The sequence below is a fragment of the Shimia sp. Alg240-R146 genome, from assembly GCF_947331465.1.
GTDB lineage: Bacteria > Pseudomonadota > Alphaproteobacteria > Rhodobacterales > Rhodobacteraceae > Shimia.
In genome coordinates, this window is sequence record NZ_CAMZOK010000001.1 from 67,684 (window position 1) to 90,542 (window position 22,859).

Consider the following 22,859-nt stretch of genomic DNA (forward strand, 5'->3'; position numbering starts at 1 on the left):
AAGCCTAAATGAAAATGGCCGCTCAGACAGAGCGGCCATTTTCATTTATCTGTATCAACGGCGGTGCTTAACCCGTCGTTTTATGTTGTTTCGACGTTTGTTCTTTTTGACAATTCCGGACACGGCGCCAATCGAAGCTCCAATTGCCGCGCCTTTTCCCGGATCACCGCCAGTAATTTCACCAATCACAGCGCCTGCCACTGCCCCTCGCAAGGCCTTTTTGCCAATAGATCCAGCGTCTGCAGGCACCGATAGAGCCAACAGCGATATCAGCGCAACTGCGCCACCTATAGTTTTTGCATGACTCTGCATCAGTCCACTTTGCCTCCGTCTTTCCAGGTTTCCGTGCTTTGGCTGCCATCTTGTTTGGTCACAAGAATTAGACCATCCGCCACTCCTTCAATAAACCGCCCTTGATATGTGGTCCCTTCTACATCCGTTGCCGTGCCTGTGCCGTTTGGCGCTCCGGTTTCAAATTGGCCGACGAAAGTATCCCCTGATGCGCCCTCATAGACGCCCATACCCGACGGAAATCCGTCAACAAAATCTCCCAGATAACTGGATTCATCTGCGTTGATCAGTATGCCAAATCCATTTCGAGCGTTGTCCTCTATATCGCCAAAGTACAGCTCACCTTCTTCGGTTTCGTAGTAAACGAACGCGGGCCCAATGGGTTGCCCGTCTTTGATTTTGCCCCGAAGCAGCCAACCTTCCGGCGTTTGTAGGTCGCCTTCCCCACCGGAACCATCCGCGTTCAAAGAACCGGTAAATACGTAGCCTGCCGCCGAAGTAATCGTGACTTCACCCGTCAGTTCACCCTCCGAAAACTCCCCCTGATACCGATCGAACCCGCCAACGTCATCGTTGCGAACCCACGCAGTGCCGTGACCTTCTGCTTTACCGCTCTTGAGGTCTCCGTCGTATCTGCCTTCCAGTCCGGCATCGTCCCAAAAAATTGCGGTCCCTCGCCCAATTGCTTTCCCATCGCTGCAGGCTCCACTCCAAGAAACACCCTCATCACCGGACAAAGCCCCATCGTTAAAGACTTCACAGCCTGTAATCTGATCCTCTAGCCAACCACCTTTGTCAGCTGCTTCACTTTGCCCGAAAGAAAGCGTGAGAACCGACGTCAATCCGAGCAGAACAAGTATTTTCCGCATCAAAGTACTCCTTAAAAAGCTTGTTGGAATGGATTCACCGTAAGTCCACCATCCGATTTTGTCCAATTTCTGACGGCTTAGTTCTGGGAAGCACGCTCGCCCCATTGAAGAATGACGCTTGTGTTTCATCGTCATTGTATCTAAAGAACGCCGCAATACATGCGCGTGCAGCCCGCTCTGGCTTGATCTGATTCTCTCCGAAGAACGAGAGGCCCTGTTCGGGACGTGGCACGCATTCACTAACGCACCGAACCAAGTAAAGGTCACAGATCATGGCAAATTCGCCCCAGGCAAAAAAACGCGCCCGTCAGAACGAGCGCCGTCTCGAAGTTAACAAAGCCCGTCGTTCGCGCATCCGTACGCACCTGCGTAAAGTTGAAGAAGCAATCGAATCCGGCAACAAAGACGCCGCAACCGCCGCTCTGCGCGCCGCTCAGCCAGAGCTGATGCGTGGTGTGACCAAAGGCGTTTACCACAAAAATACAGCGTCCCGCAAAATGTCGCGCCTTGCTGCGCGCGTCAAAGCGATCGCCTAAGGCGTTTACGCGCTTAGATAACTTTGTGAGGTTCCGCATCCGGTGCGGTGCCTTGCCACCCCGGCGCCAAAAAGTGCGACGCATTTGCAGCACAAAAATGCTGCACCCGCGCGGCTCCGGAAACGAATCTTATCCACAGCTAGAAATTGTTTCTCCTGCCAGAAAAACAAGCCCCGTGACGCTCGATCGTCTATTGGAACTTCCTGTGGAAAACTATGCAAATTCAATGCGTTGACTAAGGCTTCATAGATTCTTTTTTGTGAAAGCCCGAGTCAAGTTCGAAGATCAGTTGCTCGGTCCGCAGCGCACTTGCTAGGTTCGATCAGCGAGTCACATCGCCTTGGGGGGAACGAACGCCACACCGCCACGCACGACAAAGTCGTGATGCACCTCCGGCCTAGAATTTGGGGTCGGCAGAGCGGTTTTTGTGTGCGTATTGCCGTTCCTAGTGGACCAGCGCAGCTGCGCTTTGATGACCGGAATCGGATTGGGGTAGGGACGCCCCGATACCAATGGGTTTTGGTGTCCATACGGCCTTTGGGCCGACCATATGCGTTGTGACATCGTGCAAAAATGCGAAGAAAGCGGCTGGGGAACCGGCCCGACGGTGAAGGAACACGGGGACACATGACACAGGAACAATGGGGCGCACTGCGGCAAGACCTACTCAAAACGGTAGGCCAGAATAACTTTAAGACTTGGATTGAACCGATCGAGTTCTCCGACCTTGCCGATGGCGTCGCGACTTTCAGCGTCCCAACCAATTTCATTGGAAATTATGTGTCGCAAAACTACGGCGACCTGATTCTCAATCAGATGACCAACGCCGGCCATTCCGTTCAGCGCATCAAGTTTTCCGTCGCCGCCAATACGCCTGCACGCCCCGTGGCCTCTCCGGCCAAAGCCGCACCAACGGCTGCGCCCGCCGCCGAATCCCGTGGTCTGGAAATGACCGGTGCACCTCTGGACGCCCGTTTCACTTTTGACAGCTTTATCGTCGGCAAGCCCAACGAACTGGCCAATGCCGCCGCGCGCCGTGTTGCCGAAGGCGGTCCCGTCACCTTTAACCCGCTGTTCCTTTATGGCGGCGTCGGCCTTGGCAAAACCCACCTGATGCACGCCATCGCTTGGGAGCTTCAAACCCAGCGCCCCGATCTCAACGTGCTTTATCTCTCCGCCGAACAATTCATGTACCGCTTTGTACAAGCCCTGCGCGACCGCAAGATGATGGACTTCAAGGAACTGTTCCGCTCTGTGGACGTTCTGATGGTGGACGATGTGCAATTCATCGCCGGCAAAGACAGCACGCAAGAAGAGTTCTTCCACACCTTCAACGCGCTGGTGGATCAGAACAAGCAGATCATCATTTCCGCCGACCGCGCACCGGGCGAAATCAAAGACCTCGAAGACCGCATCAAGAGCCGCCTGCAATGTGGCCTTGTCGTGGATCTGCACCCGACTGACTACGAACTGCGCCTCGGCATTCTGCAATCCAAGGTCGACAACTACCGCGCGCAATATCCCGGGCTGCAACTGGCAGACGGGGTTCTGGAATTCCTCGCGCACCGCATCTCGACCAACGTGCGCGTGCTTGAAGGCGCCTTGACCCGCCTTTTCGCATTTGCCTCCCTTGTGGGCCGCGAAATCACTATGGAACTGACGCAGGACTGCTTGTCCGACGTGCTCCGCGCGTCCGAGCGCAAGATCTCCGTCGAGGAAATCCAACGCAAGGTGGCCGAGCACTACAACATCCGCCTCAGCGACATGATCGGCCCAAAACGCGTGCGCACTTTTGCCCGTCCGCGCCAGATTGCCATGTATCTCTGCAAACAGTTGACTTCGCGGTCCTTGCCAGAGATCGGCCGTCGCTTTGGCGGACGTGACCACACCACCGTTATGCACGGCGTCAAACGTGTTGAAGAGCTGCGCACAGCGGACGCCCAGATCAGCGACGATTTGGAACTGTTGCGCCGCGCGCTTGAGGCCTAACTGCCTGATTCCACCGCGACCGTGATCAAAACGCCGCGTCTTTCGGGACGCGGCGTTTTCAATTGTATCCACAACCTTGACGCCTCTGTCGAAGTGACAGACAAAGGCAAAAATGCTTGCGCCAAAAGGGGAACACGCTAGTGTGCCCCTCCCGGCAATCGAGAGGACGATGGGATGAAAATCAGTATCGAACGCAGCGTGCTGCTCAAGGCCGTCAGCCAGGCGCAGTCGGTTGTAGAACGCCGCAACACCATTCCGATCCTGGCCAACGTCCTGATCGAAGCCGAAGGCGACACCGCGCAATTCCGCGCCACTGACCTTGATATCGAGGTTGTGGACAAGGCCAACGCGATGGTGGAACGCGCCGGCGCGACCACTGTGGCCGCGACCACGCTGCACGAAATTGTCCGCAAGTTGCCCGATGGCGCGCTTGTGACCCTCACCGACGATGGCGCTTCCGGCCGACTGACAGTTGAGGCTGGCCGCTCCAACTTCTCGCTCGCCACCCTGCCGCGCGAAGATTTCCCGGTGATGGCGACTTCTGAATATTCCTCAAACTTCTCGGCCCCTGCCCCCGTGCTGCGCCGCCTGTTTGATAAATCTAAGTTTGCGATCTCCACCGAAGAAACCCGTTATTATTTGAACGGCGTCTACCTGCACATCTCGGACTCCGAAGATGGCAAGGTTCTGCGCGCTGTGGCCACCGATGGTCACCGTCTGGCCCGCATTGACGCCGATCTGCCAGAAGGCGCGCTGGAAATGCCCGGCGTGATCGTGCCACGCAAGACCGTCGGCGAGCTGCGCAAACTGCTGGACGACGACGACATGCAGATTGCGGTGTCCGTTTCGGAAACCAAAGTACGCTTTGCCACGCCGAACATCACCCTGACGTCCAAAGTTATCGACGGCACCTTCCCCGACTACACCCGCGTGATTCCACAAGGCAACACCCGCAAGCTTGAGGTGGATGCGACTGAATTCGCGCAGGCCGTGGACCGTGTGGCGACAGTGTCCTCAGAGCGGTCGCGCGCTGTCAAACTGCAACTTGATGAAGACCGCCTGATCTTGTCGGTAAACTCGCCTGACAGCGGTGCCGCCGAAGAAGAGCTCGCCGTCGCCTACAATGACGAACGTCTTGAGATCGGCTTCAATGCGAAATACCTGCTCGAGATCGCCTCTCAGGTGGATCGCGAGAACGCAGTGTTCATGTTCAATTCGGCGGGTGATCCGACCCTGATGCGCGAAGGCAGCGACGCCAGTGCCGTCTATGTCGTCATGCCGATGCGCGTGTGATCAACACCGACTTTTCGAACCAAATAGCCCGGTCCCGGACTGGGCGTCGCCCGGCCCTCTTCAGGGGCCGCTAAATGTCTCGCCTCGCTCTCACCCGCCTGACGCTCAGCCATTTCCGTTCCCACAAACTGGGCACTCTGGAAACCGATGGTCGTCCCGTGGCTATCTTTGGGCCCAATGGCGCTGGCAAAACCAACATTCTTGAGGCCGTTTCCCTGTTCTCCCCTGGCCGTGGCCTGCGCCGCGCCAGTGCTGAGGACATGACCCGCCGTCCCGAAGCCATCGGTTGGAAACTGTCGGGGCTTCTGCAATCTGGCGCCCAGAAATACGAGATCGACGTCCGCTCCGAGGAGGGCGGCGCACGACAAATCCAGATCGACGGCAAAGCCGCACCTCAGACGCAACTCGCCCGTCTCGCTCGTGTGCTCTGGCTGATCCCCTCGATGGACCGCCTTTGGATCGAAGGCGCAGAAGGCCGCCGTCGGTTTCTTGACCGCACCACGCTCAGCTTCTTCCCCGAACATGCGGAGTCCTCGCTGGCCTATGAAAAAGCCATGCGCCAACGCAACCGCCTGCTCAAGGATCAGGTTAGCGACGCCCACTGGTACGCCGCGCTGGAGCGCCAGATGGCCGTCACAGGCACCCAGATCCACACTGCCCGCGCCAAGGCCCTCGCCCGTCTGTCCAAAGCGCAGCAGCAGGCACAAACCGCTTTTCCTATCGCGGACCTCGACCTTATCCAATCAGAGGGCAGCCTGCCTGACACCACCGACGACCTGCGCGAGGCCCTCGCTGAAAGCCGCTTTCGCGACATTGCCGCTGGCCGCACCCTTGTCGGGCCGCACCGGTCCGACCTGATCGGCACCTATGCCGCCAAGGGCGTGCCCGCAAAAGACTGCTCCACCGGCGAGCAAAAGGCCCTGCTGGTGAGCTTGATCCTCGCCAATGCCCGCGCCCTGTCCGAAGACGTCGACGCACCGCCAATTGTATTGCTGGACGAGGTTGCCGCGCATCTTGATCCAACCCGCCGTGCCGCGCTTTACGACGAGATCACCGCCCTTGGCGCACAGGCCTGGATGACCGGCACCGAGACCGAGCTTTTTGACGCTCTGGGCGACCGCGCGCAGTATTTCGAAGTCACCGACGAAAATGGAATTTCCACCGTGAAACCCGCCAGCTGACTCCCGCCTCCGCGGCTTGGGAAAAATGTGCCAATCGCGTGACATCCCCCGCTGAAACAGATATAAATTCCGGAAATCAATAAAGGCGGATTGAATGTCTGACAGCGCGCAAAATCCCGAGCAATATGGCGCGGATTCCATCAAAGTTCTCAAAGGCTTGGAGGCAGTTCGCAAACGCCCCGGCATGTACATTGGTGACACCGACGACGGCTCTGGCCTGCACCACATGGTTTATGAGGTCGTGGATAACGGCATCGACGAAGCTCTGGCCAACCACGCCGACCACGTAAAGGTCAAGATTCACGCCGACAGTTCCGTGTCCGTGTTTGACAACGGTCGCGGCATCCCGGTCGACATCCACCCCGAAGAGGGCGTCTCCGCGGCCGAGGTTATCATGACCCAACTGCACGCCGGCGGTAAGTTTGACAGCAACTCCTACAAAGTCTCCGGCGGTCTGCACGGCGTGGGTGTGTCTGTTGTGAACGCGCTTTCGGTCTGGCTGGAATTGCGGATCTGGCGCAACGGCAAAGAACATTGGGCCAAGTTTGAGCACGGTGATTGCACCGAACATCTGCGTGAAGTGGCGGATTGCGGTGATGAAACCGGCACCGAGGTCCGCTTTATGGCCTCCACCGATACATTCTCAGATCTCGAATATTCTTTCGACACGCTCGAAAAGCGTCTGCGTGAACTGGCGTTCCTGAACTCCGGCGTGCGCATCATTCTAGAAGACGAACGCCCCGCCGAGCCCCTGCGCTCCGAACTGTTTTACGACGGTGGTGTGAACGAGTTTGTGAAATACATCGACCGACACAAGACCCCGCTGATGGAAGCGCCGATCTATGTCAAAGGCGAGAAAGACGACATCGGCGTCGAGGTCGGCATGTGGTGGAACGACAGCTACCATGAAAACGTGCTGCCCTTCACAAACAACATCCCGCAACGCGATGGGGGCACGCATATTGCGGGCTTCCGTGGTGCGCTGACCCGTACGCTGCAAAAATACGCGCAGGAAAGCGGCATTGCCAAAAAGGAAAAGATCACCTTTACAGGCGACGATGCCCGCGAAGGCCTGACCTGTGTGTTGTCGGTCAAAGTGCCGGATCCGAAGTTCTCGTCCCAAACCAAAGACAAGCTGGTGAGCTCCGAAGTGCGCCCCGCCGTCGAAGGTCTGCTGGGTGAAAAACTTGGCGAATGGTTTGAGGAAAACCCCCAAACTGCCAAGATGATCGTCTCCAAAATCCTCGAAGCTGCCCACGCACGGGAAGCGGCCCGCAAGGCCCGCGAACTCACCCGACGCAAATCCGCGATGGATGTGAACTTCCTTGCCGGCAAGCTCAAGGATTGCTCCGAGAAAGACCCATCGAAAACCGAAGTCTTTCTGGTGGAGGGTGACTCCGCTGGTGGCTCGGCCCAGACCGGCCGTGACCGGATGACGCAAGCCATCCTGCCGCTGCGCGGAAAAATCCTGAACGTAGAACGCGCGCGATTTGACCGCATGTTGGGCTCGCAGGAAATCGGCAACCTCGTCATGGCGCTTGGCACTGGCATTGGCCGCGATGAATTCAACATCGACAAGCTGCGCTACCACAAGGTCGTCATCATGACCGACGCTGACGTCGACGGCGCGCACATCCGTACGCTTCTGTTGACGTTCTTCTATCGCCAGATGCCCGAACTGATCGAAATGGGCCATCTCTACATCGCGCAGCCGCCCTTGTTCAAAGTGGCGCGCGGTAAGTCCGAGGTGTACCTGAAGGACCAATCTGAACTGGATGACTATCTGGTCAACCAAGGCATCGACGGCGCGTCTCTGAAACTCGGCTCCGGTGCAGAAATGCTTGGGCAGGATCTGGCCCGCGTTGTGACCGAGGCCCGCCAGCTGAAGCAGGTTCTCGACGCCTTCCCGACGCACTATCCACGTCACATTCTGGAACAAGCCGCGATCGCGGGTGCCTTTGTGCCCGGCGCGGTGGATGCCGATTTGCAAGGCGTGGCTGACAAGGTAGCCAAACGCCTGAACCTGATCGCGCTTGAATATGAGCAAGGCTGGGCAGGCCGCATCACCCAAGATCACGGCATCAAACTGGCCCGGATTCTGCGCGGCGTCGAAGAAGTGCGCACGCTGGACGGCCCGATGTTGCGCTCGGGCGAAGCCCGCAAATCCGGCAGCTTCACCGAAAGCCTGCAAGAGGTTTACGACACTCCGGCAACGCTGATGCGCAAGGACCGCAGTCAGGTCATCAACGGCCCGCTCGACCTGCTCGCGGCGATCCTTGCCGAAGGCGAAAAAGGTCTCACTCTGCAGCGCTACAAAGGACTGGGTGAGATGAACCCCGATCAGCTTTGGGAAACCACGCTTGATCCCGATGCACGTGTGCTCTTGCAGGTGAAAGTTGATGACATCGCTGGCGCAGACGATCTCTTCACCAAGCTGATGGGCGATGTTGTGGAACCTCGCCGCGAGTTTATCCAGAAAAACGCGCTTAGCGTCGAAAACCTCGACTTCTGACATTTGTCATCGGTGCACGTGGTGCGCCAAACCCAAGGTCCAAAAAGAAATGCGGCTGGCAGAGCAGAGATGCTCGCCAGCCGTGTCGTTTTGAAAAGGTCTTTGGGTCGTGTTCCCGGGGGAGGGAGGGAGGGGGGAGAGTGGGAACACGCCCAAATCTTTGGTCCGGCGAACCGGAAATAGAGTTTGCTTTGATGTATTTGTTAATTCTGGATCAGCACCCCGCAGCCCGATTGGCCATTAAGCCACCGGCAGCAGCACCACTGGCCGTCAAGATGTCTTTTCCGCTACCGCCACCCATCTGGTTACCGATAAGGCCCCCAACCACGGCACCGGTGAGGGCTGCACCTCCGCATTCAACGTCACGCTGCGACGTGCAGGCAGGTACGATGACCAAAGTCGCCATTAGGGCTGAAATTGCTACGACCTTCATGAGAGACATCCTTGTTTTTCACTCGATAGCAGTCATGTAGTATATTGATTGCGTTTTGCAAGGGACTCGATCGGACTTCTGTAAATATTTCGTCAATTTTTCGCCTACCGGCGTTAGTGCAATCATTTTACTACTGCACTAGAGGCAACCTCAATCTCTCGGCCAACCAGGCCCCGACAATCAGACTTCCCCCAGGCCTCCTTCCAATCGCGCCGCGATCGCCATACAAGGCGCACATCGCCTCATTTTCAGGACACACCAATGACCAAACGCATCGCTCTTTCCAGTGACCACGCCGCCATCGACCTGCGCCAGACGGTTGCCAAACACATCGCCGCCAAAGGCTATGAATCCGTCGACATCGGCCCCAACACACCCGAAAGCACGCACTATCCGATCCACGGCAAGGCTGCGGCTGAACTGGTGGCAAAAGGCGATTGTGACCTCGGCATCATCCTATGTGGCACCGGCCAAGGTATCATGATGGCCGCCAACAAGGTCGACGGCATCCGCTGTGGTGTGTGTTCTGATACGTTCTCCGCCGCTATGATCCGCCAGCACAACAACGCCAACATGCTGTCGATTGGCGCGCGCGTTGTCGGCGAAGGCGTCGCGCTCGAAATCATCGACGCCTTTCTGGATGCGGAATTTGAAGGTGGCCGTCACGCCACCCGCGTGGACATGATCGAGGGCTAGTTCTCTTTGCGATCGTCCACGATCGTCATCTGCGCTAACCCACTTTCGCCCAAATCGATCGCGGAAAACGGGCCGCCCTGACACATCTGCGCCGGGTCGGTGGGATCTCCCGCCGGCTCACGCGCCAGAATATCTGCGGCGAACTGTTCGGCATTGTCTTTGGGCCGATACCCCAATTGTCCGGCCTTGGTGTTGTCCACTGGCGAGCGATCGTTGTTGGACACGCCATAAATCACGCTGAACCCGACCGTGGGCGTCTCGACCGCCCGCGTCACCAACTGGATCAGATCGTCGTAACTCAGCCAGCTGCCCAACGCCCGCGAACTGGTGACCTGTGCGCAGCTCAGAATGCGCAGATGCACCGATTCCAAACCCCGCTTGTCCCAATACATCCGCCCTAGATCTTCGGTGAAACACTTGGCCAATCCGTAGAACGAATCCGGACGATGCGCGACGTCAATATCGATGCAATCCTGCTTGGCATGCATGCCCACTGCGTGGATAGAGCTGGCATAAACCACCCGCCGCGCGCCATGCTGGAACGCCGATTCCCAGACGTTGTAGGATCCCACAAAGTTCGGCCCCAACAGCGTCTCAAACGGCGCTTCATCCACGATCGCACCAAAATGCACCACCATCTCTGCGCCTTCCAGCGCCTTGTGAACGTCGTCATAGCTCGCCAAATCGGCCCGCACATAACTCTCACCAGGGTAAAGTTTGCCAATATCGTCGGCGATATCGGTGCACACCAACTCCTCTGTCATCTTCGACAAAGGTTCGCGAAGATAGGAGCCCAACCGTCCGGCCGCCCCTGTCAGAACCAGCTTCTTAAGCATCGTGCATCTCCCTGCTTATCGTTAGCGCGGCCTAAATGACCGCTTTTTCCACAAACGGCCGCCCCTCGACGATCCGCTCAAATCCAAACGGCGACAGATCGAGGCTGCGATAGCCGCCATAGGTCAGCCATTCCGCCGTGCCGCGTCCCATTGCGGGCGATTGTTGCAACCCGTGCCCCGAGAACCCGTTGAGAAACACAAAGTTCTCGACCTCTGGATGCGCGCCCAAAATCGCGTTCTGATCAAAGGTGTTAAAGGCATAGTGACCGGCCCATTCCGTCACCACTTTGATCGCCTCAAACTGCGGAATGCGCGTGGCGATGATTGGCCAGACATGATCCTGCCACCGGCTGTGATCCATGTTGAAATCATCAAATTCGACCGCCGGATCTGGATCGGCCGGACAGCCCGCGAGATAGCTTTTTGGCCCGTCCTGACGGAAATGCACACCGCTTGGATCAATGGTCAGCGGTAGGTCGCGATCCAGCGGCTGCTCGGCCGTGAAAATCCATGTGAACCGCTTGCGTGGCTCCACCGGCACTTCGATGCCCGCCATCTTGGCCGTTCGCGCGGCCCGTGGTCCTGACGCATTCACCACCTGCCCACAGGCGATCACCTCACCCGATTTCAACGTGACGCTATCGACCCGCGTGCCAGCGGCGTTTTTGGTCATCGCCACCACCTCGTTGGCGACATATTCCACACCCCGCTCGCGCGAACTGCGGCGGAACCAGTCAAACACACCGCCCCCGTCCCAATAGCCTTCGTCTTTGGTGTTGATCGACCCCAAAACAACGTCATCCACGTTGTAAAACGGATAGTCCGCCGCGATTTGCTCAGCACTCAAAAGTCGCGTTTCCGCCCCGCTTTCAAGCTGCACTTTCTGGTTCGCTCGAAGCACATCGGCAAAGCCTTCGTTGTCCGCCAAATAGAGATACCCATAGTTCTGGATATCCATCTCAGGCACCCGTGTATCGCCACCCATATAGGTCCGCAGGTTTTTGACAAAATCTGCCGCGAACTGCGAAATCTTCACGTTCAAAGGGCTGGAAAACTGCTGCCGCATGCAGGAATTTGTATGCGCGGTTGAAGAATTTTCGTAACTCGGATCACGCTCGATCACCAAGACAGATCCGTTGAAGTCCTTGTTATCACTCAAAAACCAAGCCGTGGAGGCTCCCATGATGGCGCCCCCGATGATGACCACGTCATATGACGTCTTGGTCGGCGTGCTCGCAAATCCCGCTGTCGCCATCAAAATTCCTCCCCACGTTTGGCCTGCGCCAAAACCGCGTCTATGTCCTCTTGGGTCATGCCATACTGCTCGGTCGCGAAACCGGGCGTGATGTAGCCCAATGCAAGGTCGCGCCGCACGGCTTCCCTCGCCCTCTCTTGTGGCTCGCCATAGCCTGCACCACCGGGAAAGGCCATGTCCACCCGACCGCCATGCGGCACGAATTGTTTGCCCTTGCCTTTCATCGCTGTGCCATCTCCGCGTGCGATCGTTGTGGGGGCGCCATTGCCGCCACCCCGACAGCCCAGCGCTGGATGATCGACGCGATCAAACATCGCCTGAATGTCGAATTCATGGCCCTCACGCGCCCCGACGCTCATGTATTGACCAAGACCGCCGCGATACTGCCCTGCACCGCCACTGTCAGGCCGCAACTCTTTACGCCAGATCACAACAGGCCCGACTTGTTCGGTGGCTTCAACCGGCATGGTCATCACGCCGGATGGAAAAGCCGTGGCGCTCATGCCGTCAAGCGTCGCACGCGCGCCAGACCCGCCCGAGTTAAACGTCAAAACCTCAGCCCGCACGGCATCTTCCGGCGCAGGCGCATCCATGCGCGGGCGCAGCGACACTTGGAAATTGCACAAACAGCCCGCGCCTTGCGCTGGCGCCAATCCCGGCAACAGCTTGTCGAGCGCGTCATAGACCGTGTCCGGCACCATATGGCCAATCACGTGCCGCAACGCGACAGGCGCGGGATGTACAGCGTTCACGATGGAATTGACTGGCGCGGTGATCTCAAACGGCGCAAGCGAGGCGGCGTTGTTGGGAATTTCCGGCGCGATCGCACATTTCAGCGCGTAACAGGCGTAAGCCTTGGTATAGACCAGCGGCACGTTGATGCCCTTCTTGTCCAACCCGCTGGTGCCCTCCCAATCAGTCACAATGCGGTCTTTCTCGATGCTCACTTTCACGCACAGATCAATCGGGCGGTCATAGCCATCAATCCGCATCTGCCCTTCCGCCACACCCGGCGTCAGCGCGTTGATCGCATCCAACGTGGCTTGGCGGGAATGGGTCAGGATAAAGTCGGAAATGCCGGTCAAATCGCCCAGATCAAATTCGGTTATCATCTCGATCAAGCGGCGATGCCCGATCTCGTTACAGGTCGCCAGCGCATGAATGTCACCCACCAACTGATCCGGCTCGCGCACGTTGCCACGGATGATCGCCAACAGCGTCTGATCCACCGCGCCCTTGTCGGCAAACCGCATAATCGGGATATAAAGCCCCTCTTCGTGCACATCATTGGCATCCGCGCCAAATCCGCGCCCGCCGATGTCGGTGATATGCGCGGTACAGGCGAAAAACCCGATCAACTGTCCACGGTGGAACGATGGTGTCACCACGGTGATGTCATGCTTGTGGCCCGTGCCTTCCCATGGATCGTTGGTGATATAAACATCGCCCTCGGCCATGGTGTCGCGCCCGATCCGGCGGATGAAATGCCCCACCGCATCTGCCATTGCATTCACGTGGCCTGGCGTGCCGGTCACGGCCTGCGCCAGCATCTCGCCCGCGTCGTTATACACTCCCGCCGACAGATCACCCGCCTCACGAACCGAGGTTGAAAACGCGGTGCGCACCAAGGCCTGCGCCTGTTCTTCGACGATTGAAATCAACCGGTTCCACATGACCTGAAAGACAACTTTTGACGGCTCAGACATCGGTTTTCTCCTGCACAAAGACATCAAGCGTGCCATCGGCATGGGCCGTCGCACTGCGGCTTTGCGGCACGACAATTGTGGTTTCCGCTTCGGTGATGACCATTGGCCCAGCCTTAACGGCACCTGCAGCAAAGGCCCCTCGCTCCACCACATCCGCCTGCAACACTGCGCCCTTGGCGGGGTCAAACAAGGCCCGCGTACCGCTGGCCTGAGGCGGTGCGGCGGGTGCGCTTTCAGTCACGCGATCCGCGCGTTCTTGTGCGGTAAAGGCATTCACGGACCACACCGTGATCTCAATGCCCATGCCGTCGACCACGCGCCCGAACAGCGCTTTGTATTCTGCTTCAAACAACGCTTGATAGGTCGCCGCATCCGGCTTTGCCGCTTGCTCAGCCGTCAAAGACACCGGAATCTCCCAGCCCTGCCCTGCATAGCGCATATAAACCCGATGTTCGGCCGAGATCGCCGCCTGTGCATCGCATGACCGCACAAAGGCCGTGGCTTCAGCTTCCATTTCGGCAAACAATGCTGTCACAGCGCTGCCATCAAAGGCGGCCAGACGCATGAATACCGACCGGTTGGCCTCAAAGCTAAACGGCGCCTTCAGGAACCCGATGGCCGATCCCACGCCCGCACCTTCGGGCACCAACAGCCTCCCAACGCCCAGCTTTTCGCACAATCGCGCAGCGTGCAATGGCGCGGCCCCGCCAAAGGCGATCATCGTATAATCTGCCAAGTCCTCGCCGTTCTCCACGGCATGTACCCGCGCGGCGTTGGCCATGTTCTCATCCACCACCTCGGCCAAACCAAAGGCCGCCTCGGTTGCGTCCATATCCAGCTTGGTGCCGATCACAGCCTCCAACGCCTGCGCCGACTGCGCAGCATGCAATTGGATCGACCCGCCCGCGAAATTATCGGGGTCCAGCTTGCCCAACACCAAATCCGCGTCCGTCACCGCTGGCTTGTCGCCGCCACGCCCATAGCACGCTGGTCCAGGCTCGGATCCCGCGCTTTCTGGGCCAACGCGGATCTGGTTCATCCCATCCACATGCGCCAACGATCCGCCACCCGCGCCGATCTCAACCATATCGATCACCGGAATCGAAATCGGCATGCCCGAACCTTTTTTGAACCGATACGTCCGCGCCACTTCAAACACGCGTGCCGTCTTGGGCGTCTGAGATTTGATCAGGCAAATCTTGGCGGTCGTGCCGCCCATATCAAAACTCAGCGCCTTTTCCACGCCGTGCCGCGCTGCAATGTCGGCGGCAAAAATTGCCCCGCCCGCAGGTCCGCTTTCAACCAATCGCACAGGGAATTCAGCAGCACTTTCCAGCGACATGATCCCGCCACCCGAATGCATCAGAAACACCGGACACTCCGCGCCTTCATCCGCCAACCGCGCCCGCAACCGCCCCAAATAGGACGCCATCAACGGTTTGATATAGGCGTTGGCAATCGTGGTGTTGAACCGCTCATATTCACGCATCTGTGGCGACACTTCGGACGACAGGGACACCAATATATCCGGCAAACGTTCGGCCAGCACCTCTGCAATCAGTCGCTCATGCGCGTCGTTCACGTATGAATGCAGCAAGCCCACCGCGACGCTTTCATACCCCGCCGCACCAATCTCATCGACCAGCGCCTCAACGTCCGCGCGCACCAACGGCATCAGCACATCGCCCCGCGCGTCCAGCCGTTCGCGCACCACATAGCGCCGGTTGCGCGGCAACAACGGCGCAGGCAGCGTCAGGTTCAGGTCATATTGCTCAAACCGGCTTTCGGTGCGCATCTCGATCACATCACGAAAACCCTCGGTGGTGATCAAAGCCGTCTTCGCTCCCCGCCGCTCAATCAGCGCATTGGTCGCCAACGTGGTTCCGTGGATGATCTGGCCGATCTCTTCCGGAGAAATGCCCGCCTTGGCACAAACTTGATGCATACCATCAATGATCGCATCTTCCGGCGCGCCATAAGTCGTCAGAACTTTGGTCGAGAACCACGCCCCGCCGCGTTCAAGCACAACGTCGGTAAACGTTCCGCCAATATCAACGCCCAATCGTGTTCCGGCCTGACCCATGCCCGCGCTCCTTCGTGTTCGTGACCCAAAGCCTAGCGCAGCCGTTTCAATCTATTCCAATTATTCTTTTGTATTATATCAATCAAAAAAATTTATCGTTCGTCTGTGACACCCACATCAGACCAACTGACCTGAGCCGCCAACGAGGCGGCCTCGTGCACAAAATGCGGGGCGGTCTCTTCGAAACGTGCAGAAAACCGCAACGCATCGGGACACCACAGGTACCGCAGCGCCTCAAGCTTACCGTCGGCCACTTCCTGACGCACCATGATCTCAGGCAAACAAGCGACGCCCAGACCTTCGATGGTCATCTGAATGCCCGCCGCCATATTGGTCGACGGCACCAGCCGCGCAGGCACATCGGCAAAGCCAGCCATATGATCGCTGATCTGGTCAAACGGCAATGTGCCTCGCGCATGGGTAAGGATCGAAAACGCAGCAAGATCCGGCCAGCTCAGAACCTTTTGCCCGATCCCCAACGCCGGCGATGCCACCCAGATATAAGGGAAACTGCCCAACGGCAGCGCTTGCACCGTGGTGCGCCCAAACGGCCCGCTTTGCAGTGCCAAATCCAACCCGCGATTGAACAAGGCTTCTGACAAATTGGCCGACAAATCGACTGTCAAATCTACATCAATGTTGGGAAATTTATCCTTCAAAGCACTGAGGTACGGTACCAACCAACTGTGGGCCACCATTTCAGTCACGCCCAGCCGCAACACCCCGTCAAACAGCACGTCATTGCCTGCGCCCGCGACGAAATCATCCATCGATGCCAGAACCTGTCGTGCCTTTCCCAGCATGTTTTCACCAAATGGCGTCAACCGCACCGAGCCCGCATCGCGTTCCATCAACTTGCGCTGCAACTGCGCCTCAAGTCCGGCAATCCGCGCAGACACATTGGGTTGCGTTGTGTTCAGGCGCTCGGCAGCCCGCCGAAAACTGCCCAGATCCGCGACCTGCACAAAGGTTTCGAGCTGTTTCAGGGTAATTTGCGCCAATTCCTACTCCAGCGTGCTCAGCTCGGGCCGCGCCAAACGGCCAAGTGCCTCAAGCACCACTGCCCGACAACGCGCACCAGCCCAGTCCTCGCCCAGCACCAGATCCGGCAAGTCGCCGTGCCGCAGCCGCAACCGCCGCCACTGGTGCAGGATCGCCAACCGCAACGCCGTGCGTTCCAAAACATCCACCGGAACCAGTGCGTTCAACAATGGCTTCACGACGGCTCGCAACGCGTCATATTCCTGCACAAGCGTTTCAGGCACCACCGCGGCCTCAACCCAATCAGGCAGGGCCGCCGCTTCATGCGGGACACACATCCAGTCCTCAGGGACTCCGTCTCGCCCCACAACAAGGCCCGAGCGCGAGGTCAAAACCGCGCTGTCCTTCGGCAACTGCACCGCGAAATCAGACGCCGCCAGCTGCGGCGGACCCACCACCAGAAACACGCCTTTGCGATTTGGCTGAGCTGCCCCATAAATCTGGGGTCGCACACGCTCGGTCTCGGCCCAGCCTCGCGCGGTCAGCTGGTACCGTGATCGCCGCCCCTGCCGCTGCGTCTCGACCCAACCGTCATTGCGCAACCGGTGCACGGCAACCCGCAAAGCCTGATTGTTGATCCCCATCGGCGCCACCAGCGCATCAAGCTGACTCGCACCGAGAGTGTCATCAGCCGATTGCATCAAATCGCCCAACACGGACACCACAACCGACCAGACTTTGATCGGGCCAACACCGGCCACCCGGGCAATAATCTGTTGTAGCTCAGTGGGTTCCAAAGTCTTGTTCCGCTTGGTGATCTGCGCCTACCCTAGGCGAGCCCCGCCGCCTACTCAAGACACGCCACGCCGCAACCCGCACGTGACGTCACATCCGTCGCGACTTGCCGCGTTGCCGCAGGCAGAACACACTGTAGTCAAATAGGGCCGTGTCAGGAGGAGGGCGCACCCCATGTGGACAGGACCAAAAATCACTCCGGCAGACCCTGCGTTTGCCGACAATCGCACGGCTATGCTGGCTGCTATCGACGCGCTTCGGGCGTTGGAGGCGCGCACCGCCGCGAAGTCCGAAGACCGCCGTGCTCGCTTTGAGGCCCGCGGCCAGATCACGCCACGCGATCGGCTTGCCCGCCTGCTTGATCCCGGCGCGCCATTCCTGCGCCTGCACAGCCTCGCAGGTTACATGGCCGACACCAAGGACCCGGATAAATCCTTGCCCGGCTCGACCTTCATCATGGGAATCGGCGTGGTCTCCGGCGTGCGCTGCATGATCGTGATCGACGACAGCGGTATCAACGCAGGCGCGCTGAGCCCCAAATCCCTGCAAGCCATGCTCTCCGCTCAGGATATCGCCCTGCGCCAGAAACTCCCGTTTTTGCATCTGGTGGAAAGCGCCGGTGCCAACCTGATGAACTATCAGGTCGAAGATTGGGCCTTGGGCGGCGGCGTCTTCCGCAACTTGGCCAAACTCTCCGCCGCAGGTTTGCCAACAATTGCGGTGCTACATGGCCCCTCAACCGCAGGCGGCGCCTATATGCCGGGCCTGTCGGGCTACGTGATTGGGGTCAAGAAAAACGGCATGGCGGCGCTCGCGGGGGCCGCGCTGGTGAATGCCGCCACGGGGGAGGTCGCCAAGGACGCCGACCTTGGCGGCGCTGAAATGCACGCCACCAAATCCGGCCTTGTCGAATACCTCGCAGATGACGACATCCACGCCATCGCGCTGGCCCGCCGCGTGATGGCACGGCTTGATTGGAACCGCGATCTGCCCGACCTGCCAACCCGCGATTTCGCCAACCCTACGCATCCTATCGACGACATCGCTGGCGTCGTACCTGCCGACTGGTCCAAACCTTATGACGCGCGAGAGTTGGTCGCACGGCTGGTGGATGGCTCCGACTTTGACGAATTCAAACCCGGCTTTGGTGCCGCCACGCTTTGCTTGCAGGCACAAGTCCACGGCCACACCATCGGCATCCTCGCCAACAACGGCCCAATCGATCCGGCCGGCGCCAACAAAGCCACGCATTTCATTCAGGCCTGTGATCAGGCCGGAACACCTTTGGTGTTTCTCAACAACACCACCGGCTACATGGTCGGCACCGCCTATGAACAGGCGGGCATGATCAAACACGGATCGAAAATGATTCAAGCCGTGGCCAACACCCGCGTGCCCAAATTGACCTTCTATTGCGGCGCCTCCTTTGGTGCGGGCAACTACGGCATGTGCGGCGTGGCCTATGAACCGGATTTCCTCTTTGCCTGGCCCAATTCCCGCTCCGGCGTGATGGGCGGCGCGCAAGCCGCCAAAACCATGAGCCTCGTGGCCCGCGCAGGCGCCGCGCGCAAGGGCATCGACCTTGATGAGGACCGAATGGCCCAACAAGAGACGGCTATCCAAGGCCTGTTTGACGCGCAATCCTCGCCGTTTGTGACCTCCGGCAAAGTGCTGGATCACGGCGTTATCGACCCGCGCGACACGCGCAAAGTCATCGCCTTTTGCCTCGATACCGTTGCAGACGCCCGCCGACGCAGCCTCAACCCCAACGCCTTTGGCGTCGCCAGAATGTGAGCCCCATGACACAGTCCCCAATGTTGACCCAAGCCGACGATTTTCTCACCGAATCCGAAACGCTTTATACGGCCCTCGCGGATCTCGACGCCGACAGCCTGCGCCAACCAACGCAGTTCAAAGGCTGGACCATCGAAGACGTGCTGGTGCACCTGCATTTCTGGAACATCGCCGCCGATCTGTCGGCCACAGATGAGGCCGCGCTTCAGACCCGTGTCGCCACGGTCATGGCCTCACTCAAAGAAACCGGCTCCATGCGAAAAGCCGAGAACGACACCGTGGTCGAGCGCGGCCCCGCCTTGCGCGAGGCATGGATCAGCAACGCCCGAAACATGGCGGCACGTTGGCGCGACATGGACCCCAAACAACGCCTGACGTGGGTCGGGCCGTCGATGTCCGCCCGTTCGTCAATTACCGCCCGCCAGATGGAAACATGGGCGCACGGATTTGAGGTTTTTGACACGCTTGGCAAAACCCGCTCCGAGTCTGATCGCGTCAAAAACATTGTCGTGCTGGGCGTGAACACATTTGGCTGGTCCCATCAGGTCCATTCTCTGCCTGTGCCCGAATCCATGCCACTCCTGACGCTGACTGCCCCTTCGGGCGAGGTCTGGACCTTTGGCGAAGACACCCACAACACCATCACCGGCCCCGCCACCGATTTTGCGGCTGTCGTCACGCAAACCCGCGCCTTTGCCAACACCGCGCTGACCGCCACTGGCGAAGCCGCGCAAACGTGGATGGCCAACGCTCAGTGTTTTGCTGGCCCGCCTGAAACGCCACCCGCGTCCGGCAGCCGCCATGTGCAGGAGGCGTAAATGACCAAAGCCATCCTGACCTGTGCGCTGAATGGCGTACTAACCGACCCGACACAGCATCCCGTGCCAGTGACCCCTGACCAATGCGCCGCCTCCGCCCGCGAAGCGATGGACGCAGGTGCAGCGGTGATCCACATCCATTTTCGCCAACAAGAGCACGGCAAAGGCCACCTGCCCAGCTGGGACCCAGCTGTCGCGACTGACATCGTCGACGCCATCCGCACCGCTTGTCCCGGCATCTTGATCAACGCCACCACCGGCGTTGTCGGGCCGGATTATTCTGGCGCTCTGGCCTGCGTACGCGCCCTGAAACCCGAAATCGCTGCCTGCAACGCGGGCTCGCTCAACTATCTCAAGCTGCGCTCAAATGGCGATTGGGCCTGGCCGCCGATGATGTTTGAAAACACGCCCACCAAGATCCAAGACCACATCGACGTCATGGCCGAGGCCGGAACCCTGCCGGAATTTGAATGCTTCGACACCGGCATCGTGCGTTCGGTGGCGATGTACGTCAAAAACGGCATGACCCAGCGGGCACAATACAACCTCGTGATGGGCGTCGCCTCTGGCATGCCCGTTAGTCCCGAGTTGCTGGAGTTCCTAATGCCCTTCATTCTTGAGGATAGCTTTTGGCAGGCCACACTGATTGGCCGCGAGGACATCTGGCCAACGCACCAAAAAGCCGCCGATTTGGGGGGTATGCTCCGCACCGGCGTTGAGGACACGTTCTATTTGCCTGATGGCAGCAAAACCCGCTCCAATGGCCAGTTGATTGAGGCTCTGGCCAAGTGCGCCGAAAACGCAGGCCGGGATATTGCCAGCCCTGATGAAGCGCGCGTGATGCTCAAAATCACCTAAATCAAGGCAAGTGCCGAACCCTTCCAAGAAGGCAAAACGCCCTCCCTTGGAAAGGGTTGGGCGCTGGTCTTCATCACTGGGCCAACCCTCCTTGCTCACCTAAGCAAATCGATACCTTGACCCCCGTCCACGCAGCGCCATGATCTCCCCATGCTGGACCTGATCCCGCCCGACCTGACCCAATTCGCTGCCCTTGCCCTGTTGGCGGTCAGCTTCGCAGGGTCCTTTATCACCGCGGCCTTCGGCATCGGCGGCGGCATCGCTTTTCTTGCGGCCTGCGCGGTACTGTTGCCACCCGCCGCGATCATACCAATCCACGGCGTTGTGCAACTCGGATCCAACAGCGTGCGCGCTTTGATGTTCATCCGCTACCTGATGTGGTCCGCCCTGCCCGCCTTTGTCATTGGCTCGCTTGTTGGCATCGCCGTCGGCGGCAGCGTTGTGGTCAGCCTGCCGGGCTGGGTCATTCAATCGGTAGTCGGCCTCTTCATCCTCTGGGTGGTCTTTGCCCGCCCGCCAAAATGGCTCGCGCAATGGCCCCTCGTCACGGGCGCAATCTCAAGCTTTCTGACGATGTTCTTCGGCGCCACGGGCCCCTTTGTGGCGGGCTACGTCAAAGCTTTGAAACTCGATCGCCACGCCCACACCGCCACGCATGCAGCTTTGATGACCGTTCAACACGGCCTCAAGGTCGCGATGTTCGGCGTGCTCGGCTTTGCCTTTCGCGACTGGGCACTGTTCATTGCCGGTCTGATCGCCGCTGGCGCCCTCGGCACATGGGTGGGGAAACTCGTTCTTGGCCGGATGAGCGATCACGGGTTTCATCGCATCCTGAACGTAATCCTCGTGCTGATCGCGCTGCGGCTGATCTGGGGTGGCATCAGCGCCTTTCCCTAGGTCCGAATTTCTGCCGGCGGCCTGCAGTTTTCGGAAACCCAAAGGCCAAAAACCGAACAGAAAGCTCGATTGTCGCAGCCGGCCCATCGATCTTGAAGAGAGTCTAAAATGGGCGTAATGGACCGCTATGTTTACAGTCTGCGCCCTCTATCACTTTAGCCGTTTCGACAACCACGAGGCCCTGAAACCGCCTCTCATGGAGCTCTGCCTCAAAGAAGGCATCACCGGCACGTTGCTGCTGGCCCATGAAGGCATCAATGGCACCATTGCCGGTCCGCGCAAGGGCATTGATGCGGTCATAGCGCATATTCAATCCCTACCGGGCTGTGCGAATTTTGAATGGAAACTCAGCACCGCGGCCGACAAACCGTTTCCGCGGATGAAGGTGAAGCTCAAGAAAGAAATCGTGACACTTGGGCAACCCAATGTCGATCCAACGGCGCATGTGGGTAACTATGTGCAGCCTCAAGATTGGAACGACCTGATCCAGTCCCCCGATGTCGTCACAATTGACACGCGCAACGACTACGAAGTGGCAATTGGCACCTTTCAGGGCGCCGTCGATCCGGAAACCGCCTCTTTCCGGGAATTCCCGGCGTGGTGGGAGAAGAACAAGGACCGCTTCCACAACAAACGTGTGGCCATGTTCTGCACCGGCGGTATTCGGTGCGAAAAGTCCACCAACTTCTTGATGAGCCAAGGGGTTGAAGACGTTTATCACCTCAAGGGTGGCATCCTGAAATACCTCGAAGAGGTGCCACAAGAAGACAGCACATGGGATGGAGAGTGTTTCGTCTTTGATGGCCGCGTGTCGGTTGGGCACGAATTGAAGGAAGGCCCGCACGTGCTATGCCATGCGTGCCGCCGCCCGATCTTGCCTGAGGATCTCAAGCGCCCAGAATACGAAGCAGGCGTTAGCTGCCACCAATGTGTCGATGAATACTCTGACAGCGACAAAGCGCGTTTCCGCGAGCGTCAGAAGCAGATGATGTTGGCACGCCAGCGCGGTGAACAGCATATTATCGGACTGGACTGA

Annotated in this window: 20 protein-coding genes; 11 read left to right on the forward strand and 9 right to left on the reverse strand. The window is 58.7% G+C overall.

The genetic code is table 11. From position 1 onward, the window contains the following. Positions 1-54: 54 nt before the first annotated feature. Both PG871_RS00365 and PG871_RS00370 read right to left on the reverse strand, forming a co-directional pair. On the reverse strand, positions 55-312 hold the full coding sequence (locus PG871_RS00365; protein WP_270725031.1) for a YMGG-like glycine zipper-containing protein: 258 nt from the start codon (positions 310-312) through the stop codon (positions 55-57). Beyond that, entirely contained in the window at positions 312-1,295 is a 984-nt protein-coding gene (locus PG871_RS00370; protein ID WP_270725032.1) for a hypothetical protein, read from the reverse strand. Before PG871_RS00370 ends, PG871_RS00365 begins: the two co-directional genes overlap by 1 nt. Before the next feature lie 137 nt (positions 1,296-1,432). Here PG871_RS00370 and rpsT point away from each other — a divergent pair, with 137 nt between their 5' ends. From rpsT to gyrB, 5 genes are all read left to right on the forward strand, one after another. After that, positions 1,433-1,696, forward strand: coding sequence for a 30S ribosomal protein S20 (rpsT, locus tag PG871_RS00375; protein ID WP_270725033.1), 264 nt, complete (start codon positions 1,433-1,435; stop codon positions 1,694-1,696). Between the two features lie 627 nt (positions 1,697-2,323). Next, positions 2,324-3,685, forward strand: coding sequence for a chromosomal replication initiator protein DnaA (gene dnaA / locus PG871_RS00380; RefSeq protein ID WP_270725034.1), 1,362 nt, complete (start codon positions 2,324-2,326; stop codon positions 3,683-3,685). Between the two features lie 174 nt (positions 3,686-3,859). Then, positions 3,860-4,978, forward strand: a complete 1,119-nt coding sequence (gene dnaN / locus PG871_RS00385) for a DNA polymerase III subunit beta (protein WP_270725035.1) — start codon at positions 3,860-3,862, stop codon at positions 4,976-4,978. Between the two features lie 74 nt (positions 4,979-5,052). Beyond that, positions 5,053-6,159, forward strand: a complete 1,107-nt coding sequence (gene recF / locus PG871_RS00390; protein ID WP_270725036.1) for a DNA replication/repair protein RecF — start codon at positions 5,053-5,055, stop codon at positions 6,157-6,159. Between the two features lie 94 nt (positions 6,160-6,253). Further along, positions 6,254-8,671 (forward strand): DNA topoisomerase (ATP-hydrolyzing) subunit B, encoded by a 2,418-nt coding sequence (gene gyrB / locus PG871_RS00395; RefSeq protein WP_270725037.1) that lies wholly within the window; start codon positions 6,254-6,256, stop codon positions 8,669-8,671. 214 nt (positions 8,672-8,885) lie between these two features. Here gyrB and PG871_RS00400 read toward each other — a convergent pair whose 3' ends face one another. Next, complete coding sequence (locus PG871_RS00400) at positions 8,886-9,104, reverse strand: glycine zipper 2TM domain-containing protein (protein ID WP_270725038.1); 219 nt, start codon at positions 9,102-9,104, stop codon at positions 8,886-8,888. 261 nt (positions 9,105-9,365) lie between these two features. On the opposite strand from PG871_RS00400, the gene rpiB reads away from it, so the two are divergent. Next, positions 9,366-9,800, forward strand: coding sequence for a ribose 5-phosphate isomerase B (rpiB, locus tag PG871_RS00405; protein WP_270725039.1), 435 nt, complete (start codon positions 9,366-9,368; stop codon positions 9,798-9,800). On the opposite strand, the gene PG871_RS00410 is transcribed toward rpiB, so the two are convergent. The 6 genes from PG871_RS00410 to PG871_RS00435 form a co-directional block, all read right to left on the reverse strand. Then, a complete protein-coding gene (locus PG871_RS00410; protein ID WP_270725040.1) occupies positions 9,797-10,636 on the reverse strand; it encodes an NAD-dependent epimerase/dehydratase family protein in 840 nt (279 codons plus the stop codon). The two genes, rpiB and PG871_RS00410, sit on opposite strands and share 4 nt — an antisense overlap. A gap of 31 nt (positions 10,637-10,667) precedes the next feature. Next, on the reverse strand, positions 10,668-11,891 hold the full coding sequence (locus PG871_RS00415; RefSeq protein WP_270725041.1) for an NAD(P)/FAD-dependent oxidoreductase: 1,224 nt from the start codon (positions 11,889-11,891) through the stop codon (positions 10,668-10,670). After that, positions 11,891-13,597, reverse strand: a complete 1,707-nt coding sequence (locus tag PG871_RS00420; RefSeq protein ID WP_270725042.1) for a hydantoinase B/oxoprolinase family protein — start codon at positions 13,595-13,597, stop codon at positions 11,891-11,893. The genes PG871_RS00415 and PG871_RS00420 overlap by 1 nt, the downstream gene beginning before the upstream one ends. Continuing rightward, on the reverse strand, positions 13,590-15,680 hold the full coding sequence (locus PG871_RS00425; RefSeq protein ID WP_270725043.1) for a hydantoinase/oxoprolinase family protein: 2,091 nt from the start codon (positions 15,678-15,680) through the stop codon (positions 13,590-13,592). The genes PG871_RS00420 and PG871_RS00425 overlap by 8 nt, the downstream gene beginning before the upstream one ends. A gap of 92 nt (positions 15,681-15,772) precedes the next feature. Next, positions 15,773-16,681 carry a LysR family transcriptional regulator gene (locus PG871_RS00430; RefSeq protein WP_270725044.1) on the reverse strand — a complete coding sequence of 303 codons (909 nt, stop codon included), beginning with the start codon at positions 16,679-16,681 and terminating at the stop codon, positions 15,773-15,775. Between the two features lie 3 nt (positions 16,682-16,684). After that, entirely contained in the window at positions 16,685-17,458 is a 774-nt protein-coding gene (locus PG871_RS00435; RefSeq protein ID WP_270725045.1) for a PaaX family transcriptional regulator C-terminal domain-containing protein, read from the reverse strand. A gap of 172 nt (positions 17,459-17,630) precedes the next feature. Between PG871_RS00435 and PG871_RS00440 the strand changes: the two genes are divergently transcribed. The 5 genes from PG871_RS00440 (at position 17,631) to trhO (ending at position 22,859) form a co-directional block, all read left to right on the forward strand. Beyond that, entirely contained in the window at positions 17,631-19,250 is a 1,620-nt protein-coding gene (locus tag PG871_RS00440) for an acyl-CoA carboxylase subunit beta (protein WP_270725046.1), read from the forward strand. A gap of 5 nt (positions 19,251-19,255) precedes the next feature. Then, the gene (locus tag PG871_RS00445; protein ID WP_270725047.1) at positions 19,256-20,068 is read left to right on the forward strand and encodes a TIGR03084 family metal-binding protein; all 813 of its coding nucleotides are present in this window, start codon (positions 19,256-19,258) and stop codon (positions 20,066-20,068) included. After that, on the forward strand, positions 20,069-20,926 hold the full coding sequence (locus tag PG871_RS00450; RefSeq protein WP_270725048.1) for a 3-keto-5-aminohexanoate cleavage protein: 858 nt from the start codon (positions 20,069-20,071) through the stop codon (positions 20,924-20,926). It abuts the gene before it with no gap. A gap of 150 nt (positions 20,927-21,076) precedes the next feature. After that, the gene (locus PG871_RS00455; RefSeq protein ID WP_270725049.1) at positions 21,077-21,823 is read left to right on the forward strand and encodes a sulfite exporter TauE/SafE family protein; all 747 of its coding nucleotides are present in this window, start codon (positions 21,077-21,079) and stop codon (positions 21,821-21,823) included. A gap of 127 nt (positions 21,824-21,950) precedes the next feature. Continuing rightward, positions 21,951-22,859 carry an oxygen-dependent tRNA uridine(34) hydroxylase TrhO gene (trhO, locus tag PG871_RS00460; protein WP_270725050.1) on the forward strand — a complete coding sequence of 303 codons (909 nt, stop codon included), beginning with the start codon at positions 21,951-21,953 and terminating at the stop codon, positions 22,857-22,859.

Bases quoted from the DNA above. Each gene is read 5' to 3' on its own strand.
- PG871_RS00365 (WP_270725031.1), bottom strand. From the start codon at position 312: ATGCAGAGTCATGCAAAAACTATAGGTGGCGCAGTTGCGCTGATATCG.
- PG871_RS00370 (WP_270725032.1), bottom strand. From the start codon at position 1,295: ATGACGATGAAACACAAGCGTCATTCTTCAATGGGGCGAGCGTGCTTC.
- rpsT (WP_270725033.1), top strand. From the start codon at position 1,433: ATGGCAAATTCGCCCCAGGCAAAAAAACGCGCCCGTCAGAACGAGCGC.
- dnaA (WP_270725034.1), top strand. From the start codon at position 2,324: ATGACACAGGAACAATGGGGCGCACTGCGGCAAGACCTACTCAAAACG.
- dnaN (WP_270725035.1), top strand. From the start codon at position 3,860: ATGAAAATCAGTATCGAACGCAGCGTGCTGCTCAAGGCCGTCAGCCAG.
- recF (WP_270725036.1), top strand. From the start codon at position 5,053: ATGTCTCGCCTCGCTCTCACCCGCCTGACGCTCAGCCATTTCCGTTCC.
- gyrB (WP_270725037.1), top strand. From the start codon at position 6,254: ATGTCTGACAGCGCGCAAAATCCCGAGCAATATGGCGCGGATTCCATC.
- PG871_RS00400 (WP_270725038.1), bottom strand. From the start codon at position 9,104: ATGAAGGTCGTAGCAATTTCAGCCCTAATGGCGACTTTGGTCATCGTA.
- rpiB (WP_270725039.1), top strand. From the start codon at position 9,366: ATGACCAAACGCATCGCTCTTTCCAGTGACCACGCCGCCATCGACCTG.
- PG871_RS00410 (WP_270725040.1), bottom strand. From the start codon at position 10,636: ATGCTTAAGAAGCTGGTTCTGACAGGGGCGGCCGGACGGTTGGGCTCC.
- PG871_RS00415 (WP_270725041.1), bottom strand. From the start codon at position 11,891: ATGGCGACAGCGGGATTTGCGAGCACGCCGACCAAGACGTCATATGAC.
- PG871_RS00420 (WP_270725042.1), bottom strand. From the start codon at position 13,597: ATGTCTGAGCCGTCAAAAGTTGTCTTTCAGGTCATGTGGAACCGGTTG.
- PG871_RS00425 (WP_270725043.1), bottom strand. From the start codon at position 15,680: ATGGGTCAGGCCGGAACACGATTGGGCGTTGATATTGGCGGAACGTTT.
- PG871_RS00440 (WP_270725046.1), top strand. From the start codon at position 17,631: ATGTGGACAGGACCAAAAATCACTCCGGCAGACCCTGCGTTTGCCGAC.
- PG871_RS00445 (WP_270725047.1), top strand. From the start codon at position 19,256: ATGACACAGTCCCCAATGTTGACCCAAGCCGACGATTTTCTCACCGAA.
- PG871_RS00450 (WP_270725048.1), top strand. From the start codon at position 20,069: ATGACCAAAGCCATCCTGACCTGTGCGCTGAATGGCGTACTAACCGAC.
- PG871_RS00455 (WP_270725049.1), top strand. From the start codon at position 21,077: ATGCTGGACCTGATCCCGCCCGACCTGACCCAATTCGCTGCCCTTGCC.
- trhO (WP_270725050.1), top strand. From the start codon at position 21,951: ATGTTTACAGTCTGCGCCCTCTATCACTTTAGCCGTTTCGACAACCAC.